20 protein-coding genes are annotated in these 20203 nt (G+C 57.0%); 10 read left to right on the forward strand and 10 right to left on the reverse strand.

Translation table 11 applies throughout. The annotated features are described in order from the left end of the window. The first annotated feature begins 192 nt into the window (after window positions 1–192). From frdA to LG327_RS15365, 5 genes are all read left to right on the forward strand, one after another. A complete protein-coding gene (frdA, locus tag LG327_RS15345; RefSeq protein ID WP_404363203.1) occupies window positions 193–1986 on the forward strand; it encodes a fumarate reductase (quinol) flavoprotein subunit in 1794 nt (597 codons plus the stop codon). Then, entirely contained in the window at window positions 1983–2819 is an 837-nt protein-coding gene (locus LG327_RS15350) for a succinate dehydrogenase/fumarate reductase iron-sulfur subunit (protein ID WP_404363204.1), read from the forward strand. Before frdA ends, LG327_RS15350 begins: the two co-directional genes overlap by 4 nt. Continuing rightward, entirely contained in the window at window positions 2819–3211 is a 393-nt protein-coding gene (locus LG327_RS15355; RefSeq protein WP_404363206.1) for a hypothetical protein, read from the forward strand. The genes LG327_RS15350 and LG327_RS15355 overlap by 1 nt, the downstream gene beginning before the upstream one ends. A 2-nt stretch (window positions 3212–3213) precedes the next feature. Then, a complete protein-coding gene (frdD, locus tag LG327_RS15360; RefSeq protein WP_404363208.1) occupies window positions 3214–3564 on the forward strand; it encodes a fumarate reductase subunit FrdD in 351 nt (116 codons plus the stop codon). Window positions 3565–3625: 61 nt separating this feature from the next. After that, a complete protein-coding gene (locus LG327_RS15365; protein ID WP_404363210.1) occupies window positions 3626–3967 on the forward strand; it encodes an EthD domain-containing protein in 342 nt (113 codons plus the stop codon). Window positions 3968–4029: 62 nt separating this feature from the next. Here LG327_RS15365 and LG327_RS15370 read toward each other — a convergent pair whose 3' ends face one another. The 3 genes from LG327_RS15370 to LG327_RS15380 form a co-directional block, all read right to left on the reverse strand. Continuing rightward, window positions 4030–5241: a hypothetical protein gene (locus LG327_RS15370; protein ID WP_404363211.1), complete on the reverse strand. Its 1212-nt coding sequence runs from the start codon at window positions 5239–5241 to the stop codon at window positions 4030–4032. A gap of 144 nt (window positions 5242–5385) precedes the next feature. Further along, entirely contained in the window at window positions 5386–6309 is a 924-nt protein-coding gene (locus tag LG327_RS15375; protein WP_404363213.1) for a LuxR C-terminal-related transcriptional regulator, read from the reverse strand. Between the two features lie 477 nt (window positions 6310–6786). Next, a complete protein-coding gene (locus tag LG327_RS15380) occupies window positions 6787–8256 on the reverse strand; it encodes an ice-binding family protein (protein ID WP_404363215.1) in 1470 nt (489 codons plus the stop codon). A gap of 385 nt (window positions 8257–8641) precedes the next feature. On the opposite strand from LG327_RS15380, the gene LG327_RS15385 reads away from it, so the two are divergent. From LG327_RS15385 to LG327_RS15395, 3 genes are all read left to right on the forward strand, one after another. After that, window positions 8642–9472, forward strand: coding sequence for an HAD family hydrolase (locus tag LG327_RS15385; protein WP_404363217.1), 831 nt, complete (start codon window positions 8642–8644; stop codon window positions 9470–9472). A 32-nt stretch (window positions 9473–9504) separates the two neighbouring features. After that, window positions 9505–9771 (forward strand): DksA/TraR family C4-type zinc finger protein, encoded by a 267-nt coding sequence (locus tag LG327_RS15390; protein ID WP_404363219.1) that lies wholly within the window; start codon window positions 9505–9507, stop codon window positions 9769–9771. Window positions 9772–10231: 460 nt separating this feature from the next. Continuing rightward, window positions 10232–10624 (forward strand): hypothetical protein, encoded by a 393-nt coding sequence (locus LG327_RS15395; protein WP_404363221.1) that lies wholly within the window; start codon window positions 10232–10234, stop codon window positions 10622–10624. A 169-nt stretch (window positions 10625–10793) separates the two neighbouring features. On the opposite strand, the gene LG327_RS15400 is transcribed toward LG327_RS15395, so the two are convergent. The 3 genes from LG327_RS15400 to LG327_RS15410 are packed head-to-tail and all read right to left on the reverse strand — an operon-like array spanning window position 10794 to window position 14481. Beyond that, on the reverse strand, window positions 10794–11207 hold the full coding sequence (locus LG327_RS15400) for a tautomerase family protein (protein WP_404363223.1): 414 nt from the start codon (window positions 11205–11207) through the stop codon (window positions 10794–10796). 60 nt (window positions 11208–11267) lie between these two features. After that, the gene (locus tag LG327_RS15405) at window positions 11268–13838 is read right to left on the reverse strand and encodes an ABC transporter permease (protein WP_404363224.1); all 2571 of its coding nucleotides are present in this window, start codon (window positions 13836–13838) and stop codon (window positions 11268–11270) included. Then, entirely contained in the window at window positions 13828–14481 is a 654-nt protein-coding gene (locus tag LG327_RS15410) for an ABC transporter ATP-binding protein (RefSeq protein ID WP_404369467.1), read from the reverse strand. The genes LG327_RS15405 and LG327_RS15410 overlap by 11 nt, the downstream gene beginning before the upstream one ends. Before the next feature lie 156 nt (window positions 14482–14637). Between LG327_RS15410 and LG327_RS15415 the strand changes: the two genes are divergently transcribed. After that, window positions 14638–14928 (forward strand): DUF1330 domain-containing protein, encoded by a 291-nt coding sequence (locus LG327_RS15415; RefSeq protein WP_404363226.1) that lies wholly within the window; start codon window positions 14638–14640, stop codon window positions 14926–14928. A 46-nt stretch (window positions 14929–14974) separates the two neighbouring features. On the opposite strand, the gene LG327_RS15420 is transcribed toward LG327_RS15415, so the two are convergent. The 4 genes from LG327_RS15420 to LG327_RS15435 form a co-directional block, all read right to left on the reverse strand. Further along, a complete protein-coding gene (locus LG327_RS15420; RefSeq protein ID WP_404363228.1) occupies window positions 14975–16099 on the reverse strand; it encodes an App1 family protein in 1125 nt (374 codons plus the stop codon). A gap of 73 nt (window positions 16100–16172) precedes the next feature. Further along, window positions 16173–16790 carry a TPM domain-containing protein gene (locus LG327_RS15425; RefSeq protein WP_404363230.1) on the reverse strand — a complete coding sequence of 206 codons (618 nt, stop codon included), beginning with the start codon at window positions 16788–16790 and terminating at the stop codon, window positions 16173–16175. A gap of 74 nt (window positions 16791–16864) precedes the next feature. Then, window positions 16865–17623, reverse strand: coding sequence for a TPM domain-containing protein (locus tag LG327_RS15430; RefSeq protein ID WP_404363232.1), 759 nt, complete (start codon window positions 17621–17623; stop codon window positions 16865–16867). Further along, window positions 17623–18240 carry a LemA family protein gene (locus LG327_RS15435; RefSeq protein ID WP_404363233.1) on the reverse strand — a complete coding sequence of 206 codons (618 nt, stop codon included), beginning with the start codon at window positions 18238–18240 and terminating at the stop codon, window positions 17623–17625. Before LG327_RS15435 ends, LG327_RS15430 begins: the two co-directional genes overlap by 1 nt. A gap of 232 nt (window positions 18241–18472) precedes the next feature. Here LG327_RS15435 and LG327_RS15440 point away from each other — a divergent pair, with 232 nt between their 5' ends. Beyond that, window positions 18473–20143: an NAD-dependent malic enzyme gene (locus LG327_RS15440; RefSeq protein ID WP_404363235.1), complete on the forward strand. Its 1671-nt coding sequence runs from the start codon at window positions 18473–18475 to the stop codon at window positions 20141–20143. Window positions 20144–20203: the final 60 nt, after the last annotated feature.

Genomic DNA, 20203 nt, shown 5'->3' on the forward strand with positions numbered 1-20203 from the left:
GCAAACGAAACACCCTGAACAACAGCTTTACGCTCCCAGTCGGGGCCATTGTTCTTCCAGCTTTGGTGAACATCGTTGGCGCGAAAAATAGCCATCAAACGCGATGTTTATTACTTGAACTCAGGTTCAATCAGGACATAATGCGATTAATGCTGTCCTAAAAATAACAGTTTCCAAAGACGGAACGCACTTATGTCTGAAGCATTCGCGACCATTGATGCCGATGTCATTGTCATAGGTGCCGGGGGTGCCGGATTGCGATCCGCCATTGCCGCAGCGCAAGCCAACCCCGCCGGAAAGGTCGCCCTGATCTCCAAAGTCTATCCGATGCGAAGCCACACGGTGTGCGCCGAAGGTGGTGCCGCCGGGGTCGTTCAGACCCATGACTCCCTTGAGAATCATTTTAACGACACCGTGTCCGGTGGTGACTGGTTGTGTGATCAGGACGTGGTGGACTACTTCACTCACCACGCCACCGAGGAGATGGTGCAGCTGGAACACTGGGGCTGCCCGTGGTCGCGCAGGGAAGATGGCAGCGCGGCGGTACGACGTTTTGGTGGCATGAAAATCGAGCGCACCTGGTACGCCGCAGACAAAACCGGCTTCCATATACTGCACACCCTGTTTCAGACCTCGCTGCAATATCCCAGCATCCATCGTTTCGATGAGTTCTTCTGCACCGATCTGATCGTTGATGACGGACGCTGTCAGGGGGTTATTGCCATCGAGATAAAAACCGGTGACATCAAGGTCTTTCTCGGCAAGGCCATTGTGCTGGCCACCGGTGGTGCGGGCCGGGTCTTCCGCTTCAACACCAATGGCTCCATCGTCACCGGTGACGGCATGAGTATGGCCTATCGCGCCGGTGCTCCGTTGCGGGATATGGAGTTCGTGCAGTACCACCCGACCGGCCTGCCCGGCTCCGGCGTTCTGATTACCGAAGGCTGTCGGGGTGAAGGCGGGATCCTGCTGAACCGCCATGGCTACCGATATCTGCAGGACTATGGCCTGGGACCCGAGACGCCAATCGGCAAGCCGGAAAACAAGTACATGGAGCTTGGGCCGAGGGACAAACTGAGCCAGGCCTTCTGGCATGAGCAGCGCAAGGGTAATACCGTCCCGACGCCGCTGGGCGATGCGGTGATGCTCGACCTGACCCATCTGGGCGAAGCCAGATTGCTCCAACGTCTCCCGATGATCTGTTCGCTGGCCAGACACTATGTCGGGATTGATCCGGCCAGGGAACCGATTCCCGTCCGACCCGCCGTCCATTACACCATGGGCGGCATCCGGACAGACATCCGCACACAGACGGAAATTGCCGGACTCTATGCCGCAGGAGAATGCTCCAGTATCGGCCTGCATGGCGCCAATCGACTTGGCTCGAATTCGCTGTCTGAACTGCTGGTCTTTGGCAAGGTTGCAGGGGAACAGGCAGTCGACCACGCTTCCAGACAGCCGCCCTGCAACAACGACACACTGCTCAGCTTTGCCAAAGATAAAGTGGCGGAACTGACAGCACTGAGAGAGCAAAAAGGAACGGAAAAATCCAGCCATTTGCGTCATGAAATGGCGGCAGCCATGGAAAAGGCCTTTGGCATCTATCGACTCGGCGATGAAATGCAAACGGGTCTGGATACGATCAACGAACTCAAGGCCCGTTACACACAGGTCAATGTCGAAGATCAAAGCCGGGTTTTCAATACTGAATTTCTGACGACGCTGGAACTGCGGTCCTGCCTGGAACTGGCTCAGGTGATGGCGACATCGGCGCTACACCGAAAAGAAAGCCGTGGCGCCCATCAGCGGCTCGATGACTATAAAACCCGCGACGATGAGAAGTACCTCAGGCACACCTTGATGCGCTATTCGCCGGGCGGCCCCATACTGGACTATGAGGCCGTTAACATCACCCGCTCCCAGCCAAAAGAGCGCGCCTACGGCGCAGCGGGGGATCAGCAAGACAAGCAGGAGAGCGGATCATGACAATCACAACAGCAAACAATAAAACAGAAACCGCATCCTCAAAAAACGAAGCCCGAATGACGCTGGAAATCCTGCGCTATATCCCGGGAACGCATTCGGAACCCACGTTTCAACGTTTTGAAATCCCCTACGTTGAAGACTGGTCCATGCTCGATGCGCTGGGCTATATCAAGGATGAGCTGGATTCAAGCCTGTCCTACCGGTGGTCCTGTCGTATGGCTGTCTGTGGCTCCTGCGGCATGATGTTTGACGGCATACCCAAGCTGGCCTGCGAAACCTTCCTGCGGGACTACTATCCCAGGCCGATTCGCGTTGAACCACTGGAAAATTTTGGCATTGAACGGGATCTTGTGATCGATCAGGAGCCCTTTCTGGAAAAGCTGGAAAGCGTCAAACCTTACATTATTGATGCCGTGGCCAACGCCCGTTCCGGAAAACCGGGGGTGTCTGCGAGTCATGAAAGGGAAACCATACAGGCCGGCGAGAACAGACAGACGCCGAAAGAACTGGCCCTGTTTGCGCAGTACAGCATGTGCATTAACTGCCTGCTGTGCTACAGCGCCTGCCCGCAGTTCGGACTGAACCCGGCGTTTCTTGGCCCCGCGGCGATCTCACTGGCCCATCGTTATAACCAGGATAACCGGGATCAGGGCAACGCGGATCGCGCGCCCCCACTGAACGAAGAAGACGGCGTCTGGTCCTGTACATTTGTCGGATACTGCTCCGAAGTCTGCCCGAAATCCGTTGATCCTGCATCCGCCATACAACAGGAAAAAGTCCGGGGTGCAACAGACTGGGCACTTTCATGGCTCTTGCCAAAAGGAGCCAGCTGATGCGCCAACCACCCTATCATCGTCCCCGTGATCCCTTGTGGTACATGCGACGATCCGTCTATCGCCGATACATGGTGCGAGAGGCAACCAGCGTCTTCATTGGCCTCTGGATGCTGAATCTCATCCCTGGCGTCCTGCAACTGAGTCGGGGGGAAGCAGCATGGACTGCCTGGCTGGCATGGCAACAGCATCCACTGATGCTGACCTTCAGCGGTCTGACACTCATCATGGCCATGGTGCATACCACGACCTGGTTTGCGATCGCACCCAAGGCCATGCCGAAATTTATCGCCGGCAAGGCTGTTGTTCATCAGCAGGTCGTGATCGGACACTGGCTGGTCTTCGGGCTGGTGAGTCTGTTTCTGCTTGTTGCCGTTTACTGGGGGGCCTGACCATGCGCTGGAAACATCATGAACCCTTTTTCTGGTCTCTGTTTGGCGCAGGTGGCGTGATCAGCGCTTTTTGCGCACCGGTCATCGTATTGCTGATAGGCCTTCTGCTGCCCTTGCACTTATTGCCTGAAGCGGCATACAACTATGAAAGCCTGCACGCACTGGCTCAGAGCCTGTGGGTAAAAGGCGCGGTACTGATTATTGTTGCGCTGAGCCTCTGGCACTGTGCCCACCGTATCTTTCATGGGCTGCACGATTTAGGCGTATCGACCGGCCCTCTGGCGCGCACCCTGACCTACGGCCTCGCCGGGTTCTCCAGTCTGGCGCTATTGATTCTGTTGCTGACACTGTGATCATCAAAACCGTGAACGTGAAAACCAGCGCGCGAATTCTTTCAAGGCAGGATTTAAAAAGATGATTAAAGTCATTGTCGCTATCAAGAAAAATCCGGAATTATCTGTCACAGACTTTCAGAACCACTGGCAAAACCAGCATGCCGCACTGGTCAAAAACAATCCGGCGGCGCAGCGATACATCCGAAAATACATCCAGTGTCATACCCTCGCATCCGAATATGACGCTTCGGGCAACGCAGCATATGACGGAACCGCAGAACTCTGGTTCGACAGCGTTGAGCACAAGGAGAAATTCTTTTCCGACCCGGATTATGTCCGCGACATTCAACCCGATGAGCGCCGCTTCGCCGACATGGAGAATACACGTTTTTTTGTAACCGAAGAGCGCCACATTATTTAGGCAATTGTTAAGAAAGTGCTGGCCAAAACCGGGACGCCCACTAGCCAGCCAGAGTCGTCAGATCAAAGCCTGCGGCTAAAACCGGTGGTTTCTGAATCGATAATCGTTAGAACGTCACCGCTAACGGTGATGTCATAGGGTTGATTCGTGCAATTGGATGAGGCCGCCACGTTGCAAAGCAGCGTGTCATCGTCATTGTTTACTGACGTCGAGATCAGAAGCTGACCGTTGTCGTAACTATAGGTGCCCTGCTCGAACCCACTCGGTTCAACACCCCATTCAATGCCAAAGTATTCTCCGTTCTCAAGAAACACCAGCAGCGTTCCATCAGTATCGATTGCACCATTGATTTCCCAGATCCCCACAATGCCATCCGGCTTTAACAGCTGCCGATCAAAATTGAACACTCCGTCGGGGCCTGTATCAAAGGACAGCACATCGCCGGTTACAACGGCATCGTAGGATTTGTCTTCACAGGTCAGGCCGGCCTCTGCATTACACAGGAGGGCTTCCCCATCGTTATTCTGGCTGACCCTGACATTAAGAGCGCTTCCCTGATATTCATAGGTCCCCTTTTCAAAGCCCACGAAATTGTTTTGCTCTTTCCACTGAATGGCGAAATATTCACCCTCAGGCAGGAACATCAAAAGGGCCTCCGGACCAAACTTCCAGGCTCCCAGAAGCTGACCATGAGGCTGGCCGGCCTGAGTCAATGACTCTTCCAGATGTGCAACTGCCTGCTCAGTGGGTACCAGACTGGTGACAGCAGTGTCCTGCCCACCCTGCATGATCAGGGTTGATACCGCACTCGACGCCGCAAACCCGACTTCCGATAACGCGAAGTTGACCGGTGTGGCGGCAGCTTTGGCGGACTCCGTGATGTTTATTCCGTTGTCCGCGTTGCCGTCACGGTCAAGGCTCTGCAATAGCCGGATCATGTTGACGACCTCCGGATCACGGGTGTTACGGGTTCCCGCCAGATCAAGTGGGGTTACGACACCGGAGGCGAGCACTGGCGGGAACTCCAGCTGCCCAATGAAAAAGGTAACACTTTCTCCTGGGAGGTATTGATACTGTCCCTCGGCATTGGTCTGGCCGGTTCGTGTAGCTGTTCGATAGCCAATATTGATGACCGGGCTATCCAGAAAAATCCCTGTCTGCACCTCCGGCGCAGATGGAGACGCTGTTCCGCTGTCGCTATCGCTATCGCTTCCACCTCCACATCCTGCCAGTGAAATAAAACCTGCAATGCTGATTGTCCTGAGTATTTGCATGGCACTCTCGTCCTTCCCGGTTGATATTAAAGATCCTTACATAAAGCAGGCAGATCACATCAAAAGATGTCTGGCCGGCTTTGATCAAAACTATCAACAGGCGCAAGAAGCGACATATCCCATATGGGATAGGGGCGAAAATATTCAGAGGAAGGGCCTGACGGCTGCAGCAAGTTCGACCTGACTATGGGCGCCCAATTTTGAAAACACTGTCTTCAGCTGAATACGCACGGTTCCCGGCGACACCCCGCGTTCGCTTGCAATCCTTTCGGGGCTGTAGCCGTCTGAGACCAGCAAGGCGATTGCTCCCTCGGCTTCGGTCAGGTCGAACGCAGCTTTTAACAGCGCCATTGAATCTGTCCGTTTGCGCTGGCGGTCCCGGGCCAGAACAAGCACCCGCGGCCCATGGTTAAGCTGCGAGCCAATACGGGGCAAAGGTACAATATCCAACACCAGATGGCCGCCTCTCCGGCTTCGAACCAGCAGGCTTTTTGACTGGGGCTTTGAGACGCCCGGCAGGCCGAGCGCTACCCAGGAAATGGTTTCCCCCAGATTCGGCTTTTGGCCAGTCAGCGTCGTGGCCAGATGCCCGCAGCGCATGGTCAGGTAATTCGCCATTGAAAGTGCCGACGCCGCCGATGGCGTCATTGCGCGGACATAACCATCGCTGTCACAGATGAATGCGGTCAGCATCAGGCTTTCCAATGCACCTGCAAGGATTTCGGCGCCACGGTTCTCAAGGAGAATCTGGGTTTTGAATGCCGCTCTGGCATGCAGAGCGAGGGACGCAAACAACCGATGCTGTTCTGGCTCGATTTCGCCCTCCTGGGGGCGTCGCAACACGGCCAGGCCAACCATCATCTCCCGGTCTTTGAGCAGGTTCGTTGCGCATATGGATGTGGTGTCCGTCGGCCGGAGCAGCTCGGCGTAAAAGGGGTGGTGTTTCCGCTCAGCCGGGCTCATCACATCGTCATCAGTGAGGATTCTCAGTTCTGGTGAGTTCAGCCCCACTACCAGCCTTGGGTTGAGCTCCGGTGATCCCCCACCCGCAACAAAAAAGTCACCCATGCGTTCTGCCTCTGGATCTGCGAGGCAGTTAAAAAATGGTGCCGGACCAGACCCGTAGCCGATAAGCTGGCTTGACCGGGAACCTGTTGCTTCGGAAAGTCCACTTAATGCGTCATGCCAGCCGGTCTCCGTAAAAGGTGCAGCCACAAAACGATCTACCAACCCCAGCCAGCCGTCGTTATCCATTTGCGTCCCTTCACGGAGATCGATGATGGTGTGATATTAGAACGACCCATTAACTTCGTCACTCTATCTTTATTTACTGAATTCCATAAAAAAACCGCGACCAGAGTCGCGGTTTTTCGTTCGGTCACTGAATTCAGTCAGCGACCGTTGTCTGCAGTGGTTCGCCGGCCAGCGGGCGCGGGTTGTCCGCATGACTCTGTAAAAATCCCGGATCAACGGGGACTCGTCAACAACGAAAAAGGACCCCGAGGGGTCCTTTTTTATTCTACAGCTTCCGTGCCGCAGGTTTTACTATTCCGGCTGCGTTACCGCATTGGCATCCAGGGTCACCGCTGTCTGAGACAGTGCGCGACCATTGAGCGTGGCTTCGGTCTCCAAAACAATCTTGGTTTTGCTAAGGAAGATACCTTTTACGTCGCTTGTAGTACCGAAGGTGGTTTTGCCACCTACCTGCCAGAACACATTCTTCGCTACTGCACCGCCTTCAAGTTTGACGATAACGCCGTTGCTCACTGTAAGGTCCCCAGCGATCTGAAGAATCCAGACATCGTTAGCGTTACCAGTCAGAGTCACATTCGTCGTAATCAACAATCCGCTGCTCCATTTGTAAAGGCCAGGAGTAAGGTTCATACCACTGATGTTGCCTGCACCGAGTTCGGTGGCGTCAGGGTTAGAGCGGCCAGCTGCATCTGTGTAGGCGGTTTCCATGTCGCTTACAGCAGTAGTAAGCATGGATGGGGTCGGTGAAGCCATGTTGGCAGCAAAGACTTTGCCAGTCACTAGGCTCGAAGGGCTCGAAGTGGAGAAAGTGTCAGTTGCATCACGCGTCAAGGAAAAACCGGTGATAAAGCTCTCTGCAGCTGGGCTGACAGCAATGTCGCCGGTGATCGCAGTGGTGCCGGTGGTAGAAATACCAGTTTTAGCCAGTATCACGTAATCACCTGCAGTGCCCAGGACAACGGGAGCCGGCCCCTGTGCTACGCTACTGCCAGTAACGAACGACCAGACAAAGTTTGCCGCAAGAGGATTTGCTGCAAGATCTTTAACCTCAGTGGTAAGTGTGGCTGTGTATTCGGTGCCAGTAGCAAGGTCATTCTCAGGATTGAATACGGCGGTAGTGCCAATAACTTCTACCGTACCCCTTACAGGATCCGTATTGTTATCCGTTACCGTAAACGTTGAACTGTTGATAGTCGCCACATTCATTGCTTCGCTGAAATTGGCGGTAATGTTCCGGTTGATCGCAACACCAGTGGCTGCATCAGCAGGATCGGTTGAAGTAACCTCTGGAGGGGTGATATCCGCCGCGGCACCGGTGGTAAAGCTCCACTCGTAGTTACTGGGCAGAGTCTTACCATCGGCTGACTCTACTGCAGTAGTGATAACAGCTGTATATGCGGTGCTGTCCGAGAAAGCGCCGCCGGCAGCCTTAAAGATGCCCGTATTGGTGGCAGTATCCAGGGTGACGTTACCCGTCATCGCCGAACCACCGGTAACACCGACAGTAAAGCTGGAGGAATCCAGCGTTCCTGCACTGATTGCTTCACTGAAAGTAGCAGTGACGAGGGTGTTTGTGGCTACGCCGACCGCATCGGAAGCCGGGCCAGTAGAGGTGACTGCCAGTGAAGCAATGGGAACCGGAGTTTCCTCACTGACGATGCTGCTACCATTATTGCTATCGCTACACGCGACCAGTGAGACTGACATTAGTGCAATGGAAAAGGTCATAATCGACCGGGAGTATTTGCTGAGAATACCCATAATAAAACCTGCTATTTTTAAACCAGCCGAACACGTTGTGTGTAAATACCGGTTGATGGAAGTGAGCAACACGTACTCATTCTCGGAAGCCTTGTGCACGTTCGAGTTATTTTCGAGGCACAGAGGTTTATCTGAATGCGCTTAGGTTTGCGCTTTTGGAGAGGCCGTGTAATTACACGGCTGGGGACTGTTATACACCCTATTGCGGATAAAAACAGGTTTATAAATATTTGTTTTGTAAGGATCTGTGTGTGGCACACAATATGACACCAGCGCCTGCTGCCGGTATGGAGGCGAGCCGGTGTTTCATGGGCAAACCGTGAAAACGGGGTAGAACCCATGGGGCAACTATCATAGAAGCGACCCCAAACAAGGAAGACAATCCATGCAATGCGCTCTGGTTTACGACTTCGACGGTACACTCGCCCGTGGCAACTGCGCTGAATACGGCCTGATGCCGAGCCTCGGCCTGAACGAAGACTCCGATTTCTGGCCGGAGGTGAAACGGAAGAACCACGAGCGCGATGGTGACGAGATACTCACCTACCTCGGCGAGCTGGCAAAGCGCGCCCGTGATGTGGGGAAGCACGACGAGCTGACGCCGGAAAGACTCCGGAAGCACGGCCAGTCCATCCCCCTGTTTCCCGGCGTGGAAAACTGGTTTGATGCGATTAATCGCTTCGCCAGCGACCAGGGCATTGCGCTGAACCATTACATCGTCTCCAGCGGGCTGGAGGAGATGATTCGCGGAACCTCGGTGGCCAAGCATTTCAAGAAGATCTTTGGATGCCGCTATCACTACGATGAAGACACCGGCCGAGCCAAATGGCCCGCCGTTGCCATCGACTACACCACCAAGACCCAGTACCTGTTTCGCATCAACAAGGGCATTGAGAACAGCTGGGATAACATCACCATCAATGAATACATCGAACCCCGGGATCGCCCCTTCCCTTTCGACCGAATCATTTATTTTGGTGACGGAGACACGGATATCCCGGCGATGAAGATGGTCAAGGCACAGGGCGGATGCAGTATCGCCGTGTTCGATGGTGAGAAATGGGGCGAGCGCAGCACCCAGGAGAAGATCGAGAAGCTGATCTCAGAAGAGAGAGCAAACTACGTGGTGCAGGGGGACTACTCCACTGGCAGTCAGCTGGACGTTACTGTGAGGGGGATTCTGCGGCTGTACAGGCGGAAACATGGCAAACTCTGACGACATCAATCCTTGAGAAACAGGAGAGCCCTATGGCAGGTGGCTGGTCACGGGATGGCGCGGTTCAGGATCAGATCGACGCAAGCGTTGAAGACGCCGTGCAGCGCGCACGGAGCCAGTTGACTGCGGGTGAAAGCGCCGCCCGCTGTGAAGAATGTGACGCTCCCATTCCGGAAGCGCGCCGCAAGGCGATTCCCGGCGTCCGGCTCTGTGTTGCCTGCCAATCCGAGCTTGAAAAGCAGGAAACTTCAACTGGCGGCATTAACCGTCGGGGTAGCAAGGATAGTCAGCTCAGGTAGTCTGAAGCGCAGTCCCGAGGTCGGACTACTCTGCCTCCGGATACTCCAGGCTGAATTCTGAGGGGCATCTGGCCTCTCCTGGCTGCTGGCTGGACGTCTCCAGCAGCTCGTAATGGACTTCCTCAGCTTTAAGCCGGCCGTCTTCCACAACATACCGTATCAAGACGCTCGCCGGTCCTCCGTCTGGCGATTGACCGTTTACTGTGAGACATGTACCACCCGCACCTGCCGGTTTCTGATAGTGGTCGCTTTCATTTTCAATCCACAGTGGCATGCTACTTCCGTCACATCATGCGCCGCACGGACGAGGCGCACTGAGAGCTCAGGATCGGGGACGTTAACTGCCTCGGTAAACAGCGTAATGCCCAGCTCATACCTGAATTTTCATCGCTTCGAGGTGCTTACGGCCCGGTCCAGAGTTACCATACGCCTCCTTTTTGACCAATGCGGAATCCTCCTGATGATCAAGTCCATTGCTCTGGCGACACTGCTCATCGTGCTGCTAACGTTTCTCGGGTTTCAGTACTACATAACATCGGTGCCCAATCTTGCGGAGCCTGTTTCCGTGGAGGAAACCCGCTTCATAGAACGGGACAATTCACTGTTGGTGACACTGAGAGACAGCGAGGGCGATCGTTTCACCGTGGGCCTGCGCGGAGACATCGACAGGCATCCGGAAGAAACCGCCCTCTTCTTCATCAGGAACCCGGAGCTGGTGCCCTATGTGTATTGGCCCGGCTTTCGCAGCAACGATGAGAAACGGGTTCTTGAGTTGCTTGAGGACATGCTGGAAAACAACACGGAGGCCGGGGCGGTATCCCGGATTTATACGGTTCTGAAGAACCGGAACTGAGCTTCTGATAACGCCCACGTCCGTGAGAATTACGCCGGACCGGGCACCAGCGCCCCCGCATACATCACATTATTTCTCGATTTCCTTAATCGGATAGTTACATACGTCAACTATAGTTTCGCATAACCACTGATGACCTGACTCCCTTTTTTGGAAATCCGGAACAGATCTATTTTTGATCATTCATTTCCTGTATCCACGCTTCCTCTTGCCCCGGGGCCGGCAGGAATCGACCGAACTCCATCATCTGTGTGGCCGGAATATCCTGCAGGTAAATCCAGACATGCGTCGCTGATACACCGGCAGTGGCAGTTATCTCCACGAGCATCTGGCTCATCAGAGCCTGTTTGACTTCGTCGCTGCGGCCCTCCCGGATCAAACCAGACACGAAAAGCTGAGGCTCAGAGTTGCCCTTGCCGCCCACGAAGTGGTCGCCCTCGGCAACAGCCGAGAAGATAACCTGGGCAAAAAACCTGGGCGCACCGGTCTGGTTACTGTGGGCGGTGGTTATGGCATCGGCTATCCGGGATTTCTGCTGGGGCGAAAGAGCGAGATTCGCGGTTGTGACTGTGTAGGTTGGCATAAAGGCCTCCGATAACGATCTCAGAACGATTTAACAATACTGGATAAATTCCGCGCTTACTCAGGCATCCCGCAACAAGACCGCCGGATTCAGTCGCATCGCCCTCAGCGTCGGCACCAGTCCACCCAGCAGGGCCAGTGAACTCACTGTACCCGCCACCAGTGCGCCCATCCACCAGAGGCCCCCCGCCGGCAGTTTCAGCGCTGTGGCGGCCACTGGCAGGGCGATCAGCGACCCGAGCGCCGTGGCGAAGACAGTCGCGAGCAGGGTCAGCAAGCCGGTTTCGAGCAGCATGGAAAGCCGGATGGCCTGATGCCTGGCACCCAGGCAGTGCAGCAGATTGGCCTCGTAGAGCTGTCGCCTGCGGCTGACGCTCACCACGCTGGACAGCACAAGCAGGCTTGCCAGAAGACTGACGGTTGCAACCGCTGCAAGACCGGCAGCCGCCTTGTTGAGCAGATCGCCGGCTGTCTCGAGCCAGTCGGCGGTGCGTAGGGTGATCACGTTGGGGATGTTCCTGGCCAGCCATTGCTGGGACTCTTTTGCGGCCGGGTCGCTCTGATAGACCGCCCCTACGTACAGGCTGATTAACCCGTCCAGCGCGCCGTCCTGAAGAATACCTTCGAACCAGAAGCGGGTCTGCAGGCCCTTCTGGCGGTATATGGCGCGGATTTCGGCGGTAATAGTCCGGTTCTGGGCTGTGAACTCTACCTGGTCCCCGACGGTCAACCCGAGTTCGTTGGCCTCGCGATCCTCCATGGCCATGAAGGCTGGCTCGCCCGCTGGTGCAGGTTGCGCCCACCAGTTGCCTGTCACCAGCTCAAGGCCTTCCGGATTTCCCGACAGGTAGGTGAGCTTGTATTCATCACCCATGGCCTCGCGTCTGGCTTGCGGATTGTCTGCAAGAACCTCTGCAATCGGCTGCTGGTTGATCTCTGCCAGACGGGCCCGAACCAGTGGCAACAGCTCTGTCCTGCTGGAGGGGTCAAGGGATTCAAGGCCGGATTCCACTGCATCCATCTGATCCGGAAATACCTCATACAGAATCAGCGCGGGTGAATCGGCCGGTATGGTGGTTTCCAGCGCTCGCAGGAGAGAGGCTACAATCAGGGTGCAAGCCACCACAAGAGTCAGCGCTGTGCCCAGGGAAAGCAGCGTTGCCCGCAATGGCGAATCAGGCCTGTGGAGATTGGCCAGCGCCAGCCGACGCGCAAAGTTACGATCGGCGAAGCCGCCGTTTTCAAGCGCTTTGGCACCAAGGCGTAGCCCCTTGATCAGGCCTTCCAGCAAGCCCCAGAGCAGGATAACGGCTAGCAGGAACAGGAACCCCAGTTGTGGGGACGGCAGCCAGACGAGAATGGCGGAGATGTAAACCGCCAGCAACAGGTAGCTGGCTATCCGCCAGCTGCGGGGCTCATGACTGGCAGCCTGAACCTGACCCCGGAAAAGCCCGGCCGGTGAGGCAGCCAGTGCTCTCGCCAGAGCCGGCAGCGCGAAGATATAGGCCGTCAGCACGGCAAACAGCCAGCTCAGGAGCAAAGGCACGAACCACAGACCTGTCCAGTTTCCCCCTGCTCCGCCAGGCCCGGACACCACAAAGGTGTCGCCGGCCAGGCTGATCGCCACGGCAGCAAGTCCCAGACCGATTCCGCCGCCTATGAGGCCAGCCAGGCTGCCCAGTATACCGATCTGCAAAAGATAAATGCCTACCAGAGGTTTGCGACGCAGCCCCAGGGTCTGCAATGTGGCAATGGTGCCCAGTTTTTCGTCCAGGTAGGCGTGAATGCTGTTGGCAACACCCAGACCGCCGATGAACAGCGTGGTGAAAGCGATCAGAATGAGCGCCGTGGCAAGCTGATCAAGCCGGTCAGAGAGCCGTTCGCTGCGCTCGGCGAAGGTGGTGGTGTCCCAGTTTGTAGCGGGAAAAGCCTGTTCGAATTCCTGCAGCCAGACGTTCAGATCCTGATCGGTCTGCACCCGGTATTCGTAGTCGACCCGGCTGCCCGGCCTCATCAGGTTGGTTGCCTCCAGCGCCTGCTCCGAAATCATGATCGGCAGGCCACGCCAGTTGGCATTGAGGGAGCGATCCGGCTGGGCCTCAATAAGGCCGCTGATGCGAAAGGTCGCTGCGCCGATTTCAATCTCGTCGCCGATGGACTGACCCAGGCGCTCAGCAAGCATGGGGTCGATGATGGCTCCCCAGAGACCGCCTTTCCTTGCATTGAGCTGCGTACGTGGTTTATCCGGTGCCAACTGCAGCTCACCGTAGAGCGGATAGGCTGCATCCGGAATCAGTATCTCTGCTCGGAAGAAGCCTTCACCCTCACTGCCACTGACCATGGTATCCAGCTCCCGAACCAGCGATATGCTGCCGGTGCGGCGAATCCAGTCGAGCACCTCATCCGGCAAAGGCTCACTGGCATCGAGCTCAACATCTCCACCCAGCAGTGCGCGGGTATCCGCCAACAGGCTCTGTTCGATCACCCGGTAGAGGCTGGCGGTAGCCGCCACGAGGGTCACGCCGAGGATGAGGCAGGCGAGAAAGACCTTGAGGGCTGAGATGCGTGATCGCAGATCGGTGACCGCGAATTTCAGCATCCACAGGGGCCTGGAGGCAGTTTCAGACTTCATGGAGGCGCCCGCCTTCCATCCGCACCCGGTGCTGACAGCGCCCGGCGACCCGCTCGTCGTGGGTCACCAGTACCAGCGTCGACCTGCTTTGTTTGTGGAGATCGAACAGCAGCGAGAGCACCTTCTCGCCGGTTTCCTGGTCCAGGTTGCCTGTCGGCTCATCCCCCAGCAGCAGGCTGGGCTGGTGGACCAGTGCCCGGGCGATGGCGACACGCTGCTGCTCACCCCCGGACAGCTGCCCTGGGTAATGCTGCAGCCGATGGCTCAGGCCTACGGCGTCCAGCATGGCAAGGGCCTGCTCGCGGGCGCTTGCCTGCCCCGCAATCTCAAGTGGCAGGCTGACGTTACCAAGTGCGGTGAGCCCAGGTAGCAGGTGGAATGACTGGAAGATGATGCCCAGATGCTCACTGCGCCAGTCAGCCAGAGTGTTGGAATTCATGTCCCCGAGACGCTGGCTGCCAACCAGAATTTCGCCCCTGTCCGGGCGCTGCAGACCGGAGAGAAGAAGGAGCAGCGACGTTTTGCCGCTGCCAGACGGGCCGGTAATGGCCAGCGTCTCACCGGGCGGGACTGTGAGCGAGGCACTGTTGAGAACCGAAACCACACCTGACTCTGTTTGGTAGGCGAGGTGAATATCGCTCATCTGGACGCTGGTGGACACGAGGGCACCTTTTTTGGTGATGGAGTTTTGCTGGCGTAACAGGTATCAATACAGCTGACAGCCAGTTTACGAGCCAGATGGTGAGGTAGAGTACGAGCAGTTTTCCAGACTGGCGCATTGTGAGCAGGAGCGAATAAAATGCCAGCCTACGCAATCGGCCAGATCACCATAAAAGACCCGGCCAAATGGGAAGAATACCGCAGCAGGGTTGCCGAAACCCTGAGCCCCTGGGGCGCTGAGATCCTGCTTCGCGGGACGGGGGCGACAGTGCTGAGTGGCCAACACCCCCACACGGATATCGTGGTGATCCGCTTTCCGGACCTGGAATCCGTGGTTAACTGGCATGATTCACCGGCGTATCAGGAACTGGTTCCTCTGCGTAACCAGGCGGCGGACGTGGACCTGGCCAGTTACGATTCCGACGCATAAGAAAACCGGCCTATCCCCTGGGTAACAGTGGCGGGCCGCGACGGAATCAGTGGTCTTCCTGCTCGAAGCGCTTCTGCTCTTCCCGCACTGCATTCACACCCCGGTCGCCGATGAGTCCTTCACTGGCCGCATGTTCCGCCATTGCCAGATTGTCGGCCGCCAGTATCAGGTCACAACCCGCCTCACGGGCCTCACGGGCGAGCCTGTCGATAGCCTCCGAGCGCTCTCGGGTATTGCTGACATCCCGGATGTAGATACCCAGTATACGGCCAGGGTATTCCCCCAGAATGCGGTTGTAGACCTCGGGGTCACGCTGTCCGGAATCACCGATCAGAATAAACCGCATGTCAGGGTACATCTCAAGGATATGGCGAATCGCGTCCTGCTTGTGATCCTTCGTCCGTCTCGGCAGCAGGCTGCCTCGTTTCATTCCCCATTCCCGCAGGATCAGGATCGGCCCATGGGGAATCCGGTTACGGCGAAAAACCTCCACCAACACCTGATAGATACTCCAGGGGGCCCGGGAAACATAGAACAGGGGGTTTTCCTCGTCACCATCCCGGCCCGCATGAAATGCCTGATACAGGGCTGGCACACCGGGAAAAACCACGCGGCTTTCAGCGCCCTGGGCAAACAGCCGCCACATCATTCTGGCGGTATTGGCGACCCCGGTGTAGACGACTGTATCGTCAATATCGCTGATCACTCCGTAACGGGCACGGGGCAACGGGGTAAAGAACCTGCCAGTGGTGGCGGCACGCTCATCCGGCGGGCTGTCCAGTGACAGTTGCATCTCATGCCAGGAAACATCCGATGGCATGGTACCCAGCTCCATAGTGACCCGAAAGAAACCCTGCCGGTCGGTATGCACAGCCGTGTCGGTGTCTTTGTAGCGGACCCGCACACGGGCTCCGGCGATTGGCTTGCGCAGCAGTCTCCGGATCAGGTCGATGAGATCCCGGCGAAGCCGGTCTTCCCTCCAGGATTCTCCGAAACCAGGCTGCCGGAACACCCGTCCCATCAGGAACAGGCGACTGCGGGAGCCATAGCCCCGGTAGGCCTCGATAAACAGCCCGCCCCGACCGTTATCGCCCTTTACGGGAGCCGCCAGGACGTGAAGTCCCCGGCGTAAGGACCGTGCATAACGATGCAAGCGCCTCTGAAACGACATCAAATCCTCTTCCAGCAGAAATGAAATACTCTACCCGTGTTATCAGTGGCCGGCCATCAGACCGCCGTAATCCTTATGGAAGAATCACCAGGTGATTGGGCAGCTCGTTGCGCTCGTGGGTGGCGGGAACGTGTTCTTTCAGGAGCCTGCCGCAGGCGGCAATGCAGTCCAGAAAGCCCTGGCGGGTCTCACCCTGGCGTACTTTGGCGGTGAAGTCCGCCACTATGTCTTCCCACATTTTATTGTCCAGCACGTCGGCAATACCCTGGTCCACCAGGATCTCCACATAGCGCTCCGCCTCCGAGACGAAAATCAGCATCCCGGTGCCGCCCTTTGTGTGGTGCAGGTTCTGCTCCAGGAACTGACGCCGCGCCAGGTTGGAGGCCCGCCAGTAACGCACCTGCCGGGGAATCAGGCGGGTGTTGATGCCGGGCACCCGGAACACCAGGCTGAGCAGGATGAACGTACCCCACTGCACCAGCAACAGTATGTCGGCACCGAACCAGCCGCCGAAGTAATTGGAAATACCCGGCACCAGCAACGCCAGTATGCCGGCCCAGACGAGGGGAATATAACTGTAGTTGTCAGACTGGGCCGTCAGCACGGTGACCAGCTCGGCGTCGGTTTCCCGTTCCACTTGGTTGATGGCAGTGGTAACGGCTTCCTGATCGCTCTTGCTTAGTAATGTCATGATTCTGTGATTCTCATTGTGAGGTTTGGGAATTCAGCGCGCGCGGCTGCCAGTGCGGGGTGACCAGTGAAGGGTCACCAGCCACCGGAGGCACCACCACCGCCGAAACCGCCTCCGCCGCCGCCGAAACCGCCACCACCGAAGCCACCGCCACGACCGCCCATGGCGCCGCCCAGCAGAGCCGCGCCTACCAGGGCAGCACCGCCACGCCCACCACGGCCACCACGACTGCCAATAAAGAACACCACCGCCATCATGATAATAAAGAACAGCCCCACCACGCCGGCATTGGGCTTTTCCTGGTCTGCACGGGGCTGCTGCCCCTGAGGAACCGCCATGGGCTCGCCGCCGAGAACCTGGATCATGGCAGCGGCGCCATTGACGATACCACCCTGAAAATCCCCCTCACGAAAAGCCGGGGTGATCACACGATTGATGATGACAGAGGAGTCGGCGTCAGTAAGCCGGCCTTCAAGGCCATAGCCCACCTCTATGCGGACTTTGCGTTCATCCTTTGCGACGATCAGCAGCGCGCCATTATCCTCGCCCTTCTGGCCAATGCCCCAGTGCCTGCCCAGCTGATAGCCGTAATCCTCGATCGGGAAGCCCTGAAGGTCCGGTAGTGTGACCACCACAACCTGTTCGGTGCTGCCCTCCTCGTGGGCCTGAAGCATCTGGGCGAGGCGTGATTCCACCTCGGGAGAGAGCATCTCGGCCTGGTCCACCACCCGGCCAGTCAGCTCGGGAAACTCCGGCGTTGACTGGGCCCAGACAGCCACCGGCAGCAACAGCAGTAACGACAACAGAAGACTTTTGCGGAACACAGCAACCATCAGAATTGCACCGCGGGCGCGTCTTCCGCATTTTCCGTGGTGGCTTCAAAGTTGGCGCGGGGCTCCAGATCGCTATACAGGATGCTGTGCCAGATCTTTCCCGGGAAGGTACGCAGCTCAGTGTTGTAGCGTTCTACCGCCTGAATGAAATCCCGCCGCGCGACTGCAATACGGTTCTCCGTGCCTTCAAGCTGTGACTGCAAAGCCAGGAAGTTCTGGTTCGACTTCAGATCCGGGTAACGTTCGGACACCGCCATCAGGCGACTCAGGGCGCTGCTCAGTTCACCCTGGGCCTGCTGGAACTGCTGGAGCTTCTTTGGGTTATTGAGAATGCTCTCGTCCACCTGAATAGAGGTGGCTTTTGAGCGCGCCTCGATCACCGCGGTCAGGGTTTCCTGCTCCTGGGCTGCGAAACCCTTCACGGTTTCCACCAGGTTGGGAATCAGGTCAGCCCGGCGCTGGTACTGGTTTTCCACCTGGGACCATGCGGAGGTTACTTTCTCATCGTAAGTGGGGATGTTATTGATCCCACAGCCACTGAGTAACAAAACCAGTGCCATCAGCGACGTCAACTGCCAGAAAGTCCGCTGTTGAAACGGTTTGTAAAGGATTCTCATAATGCTTTTATCCGGAGGTGGTTGCATGAAGAAGGGACGATGCCGGCCCACAGGCGGAGGCATCGAAGTAACCCTTAAATGGGGACAAAGCTGCTGTTTTCAAGGTGGTTCTGCATAACCCGGCTGCAGACGAGGCCAACAACAGCTGCTATGTTTATAAATAAGTTCTGTCGATTCGCCACATTGTCCTGAGTCTGGTTCGTTCAACGTCCGCCCGATGCACGAGGTGACTATGAGCAACACGGAAAAGCGCCCTCTGTACATACCCTACGCCGGCCCTACCCTGCTGGAGATGCCTCTGTTGAACAAGGGCAGCGCCTTTACGCAGCGGGAGCGTCTGGATTTCAACCTGATCGGACTTCTGCCACACAATGTGGAAACGATCGAGGAGCAGGCGGAACGGGCCTACAGGCAATACGAACTATGCCAGAGCGATCTTGACCGGCACATCACCCTGCGCGGAATTCAGGACGACAACGAAACCCTTTTCTACCGTCTGCTGGAAAATCACCTGGAGGAAATGCTTCCGATTATCTACACCCCGACCGTGGGCGAGGCGTGCGAGGAGTTCTCCAACATCTACCGCAACCACCGCGGCCTGTTCGTCGCCTGGCCTGACCGGGAGCACATGGACTACCTGCTGCGCAGCGCCACCAAGGAAAAAGTGAAAGTCATCGTGGTCACCGACGGCGAGCGCATTCTGGGGCTTGGCGACCAGGGCATCGGCGGCATGGGCATTCCCATCGGGAAGCTTTCGCTGTACACCGCCTGCGGGGGTATCAGCCCCGCGAATACTCTGCCGATTATGCTCGATGTGGGCACCAACAATCAGGCCCTGCTGGATGACCCAATGTACATGGGATGGCGCCACAAGCGTATTGACCAGAAGGACTATGACGCCTTCGTTGCTGAATTCCTGGAGGCGGTGAAACGCCGCTGGCCCAGGGTTCTGGTGCAGTTCGAGGATTTCGCCCAGAACAACGCCATGCGCCTGCTGAAGAAATACCGCGAGGAAGCCTGCTGTTTCAACGACGACATCCAGGGCACGGCGTCGGTCTGTCTGGCTACCCTGCTGGCGGCGTGTAAAACAAAGAACGAAAGAGTGCGCGACCAGACGGTGGTCTTTCTTGGGGCCGGTTCCGCTGGCTGCGGCATCGCAGAGCAGATCATCGTGGCGATGACTGAGGAGGGTTTGTCAGAGAAGGAAGCACGCCAAAGAGTCTACATGATCGACCGGCCGGGGCTTCTGACCAGCGACCTCACCGACCTGCAGGACTTCCAGGTGGTACTCGCCCAGGATCCGGCCCGGGTCAAGGGGCGTCAACTGATCGATGTGGTGAAACAGGTCAAGCCAACGGTTCTGATTGGTGTTTCCGGCCAGCGTGGGCTATTTACAGAAGAGGTAATAAAGACGTTACACGCCGGCTGTGCCCACCCCCTGGTGATGCCCCTGTCAAATCCCACGTCCAAAGTCGAAGCCACACCCGAAGAAATCCTGACCTGGACTAACGGCGAGGCCCTGGTGGCTGCAGGCAGCCCATTCAAACCGGTGGAACTGAACGGCAGGACCTACCCCATCGCCCAGTGCAACAACGCCTATATCTTCCCGGGGATTGGTCTTGGTGTGATCGCCGCCGGCGCCTCCCGGGTGACTGACACCATGCTGATGGCCGCCGCCAATGCCCTCGCCAAACAGGCGCCGATAGCCCAGCAGACCGGCCAGCGTCTGTTGCCGGCCCTGGCCGATATTCAGGAAATCAGTCGCACCATTGCCTTTGATGTCGCCAGGCAGGCACAGGAAGACGGGGTAGCACTGCGCTGCGATGACGACACCATACGCCAGTCCATCGAACGCAATTTCTGGCGCCCGCGTTACCGAAGTTATAATCGGCGTTCGTTTTAAAAAGATGGGGGAACCGGGACGGCCTGTCTCTGGACAATGAGCCTGTCCCGATCTGAATCA

The sequence above is a fragment of the Marinobacter sp. genome (genome assembly GCF_044799475.1).
In the GTDB taxonomy this organism is placed as follows: domain Bacteria; phylum Pseudomonadota; class Gammaproteobacteria; order Pseudomonadales; family Oleiphilaceae; genus Marinobacter.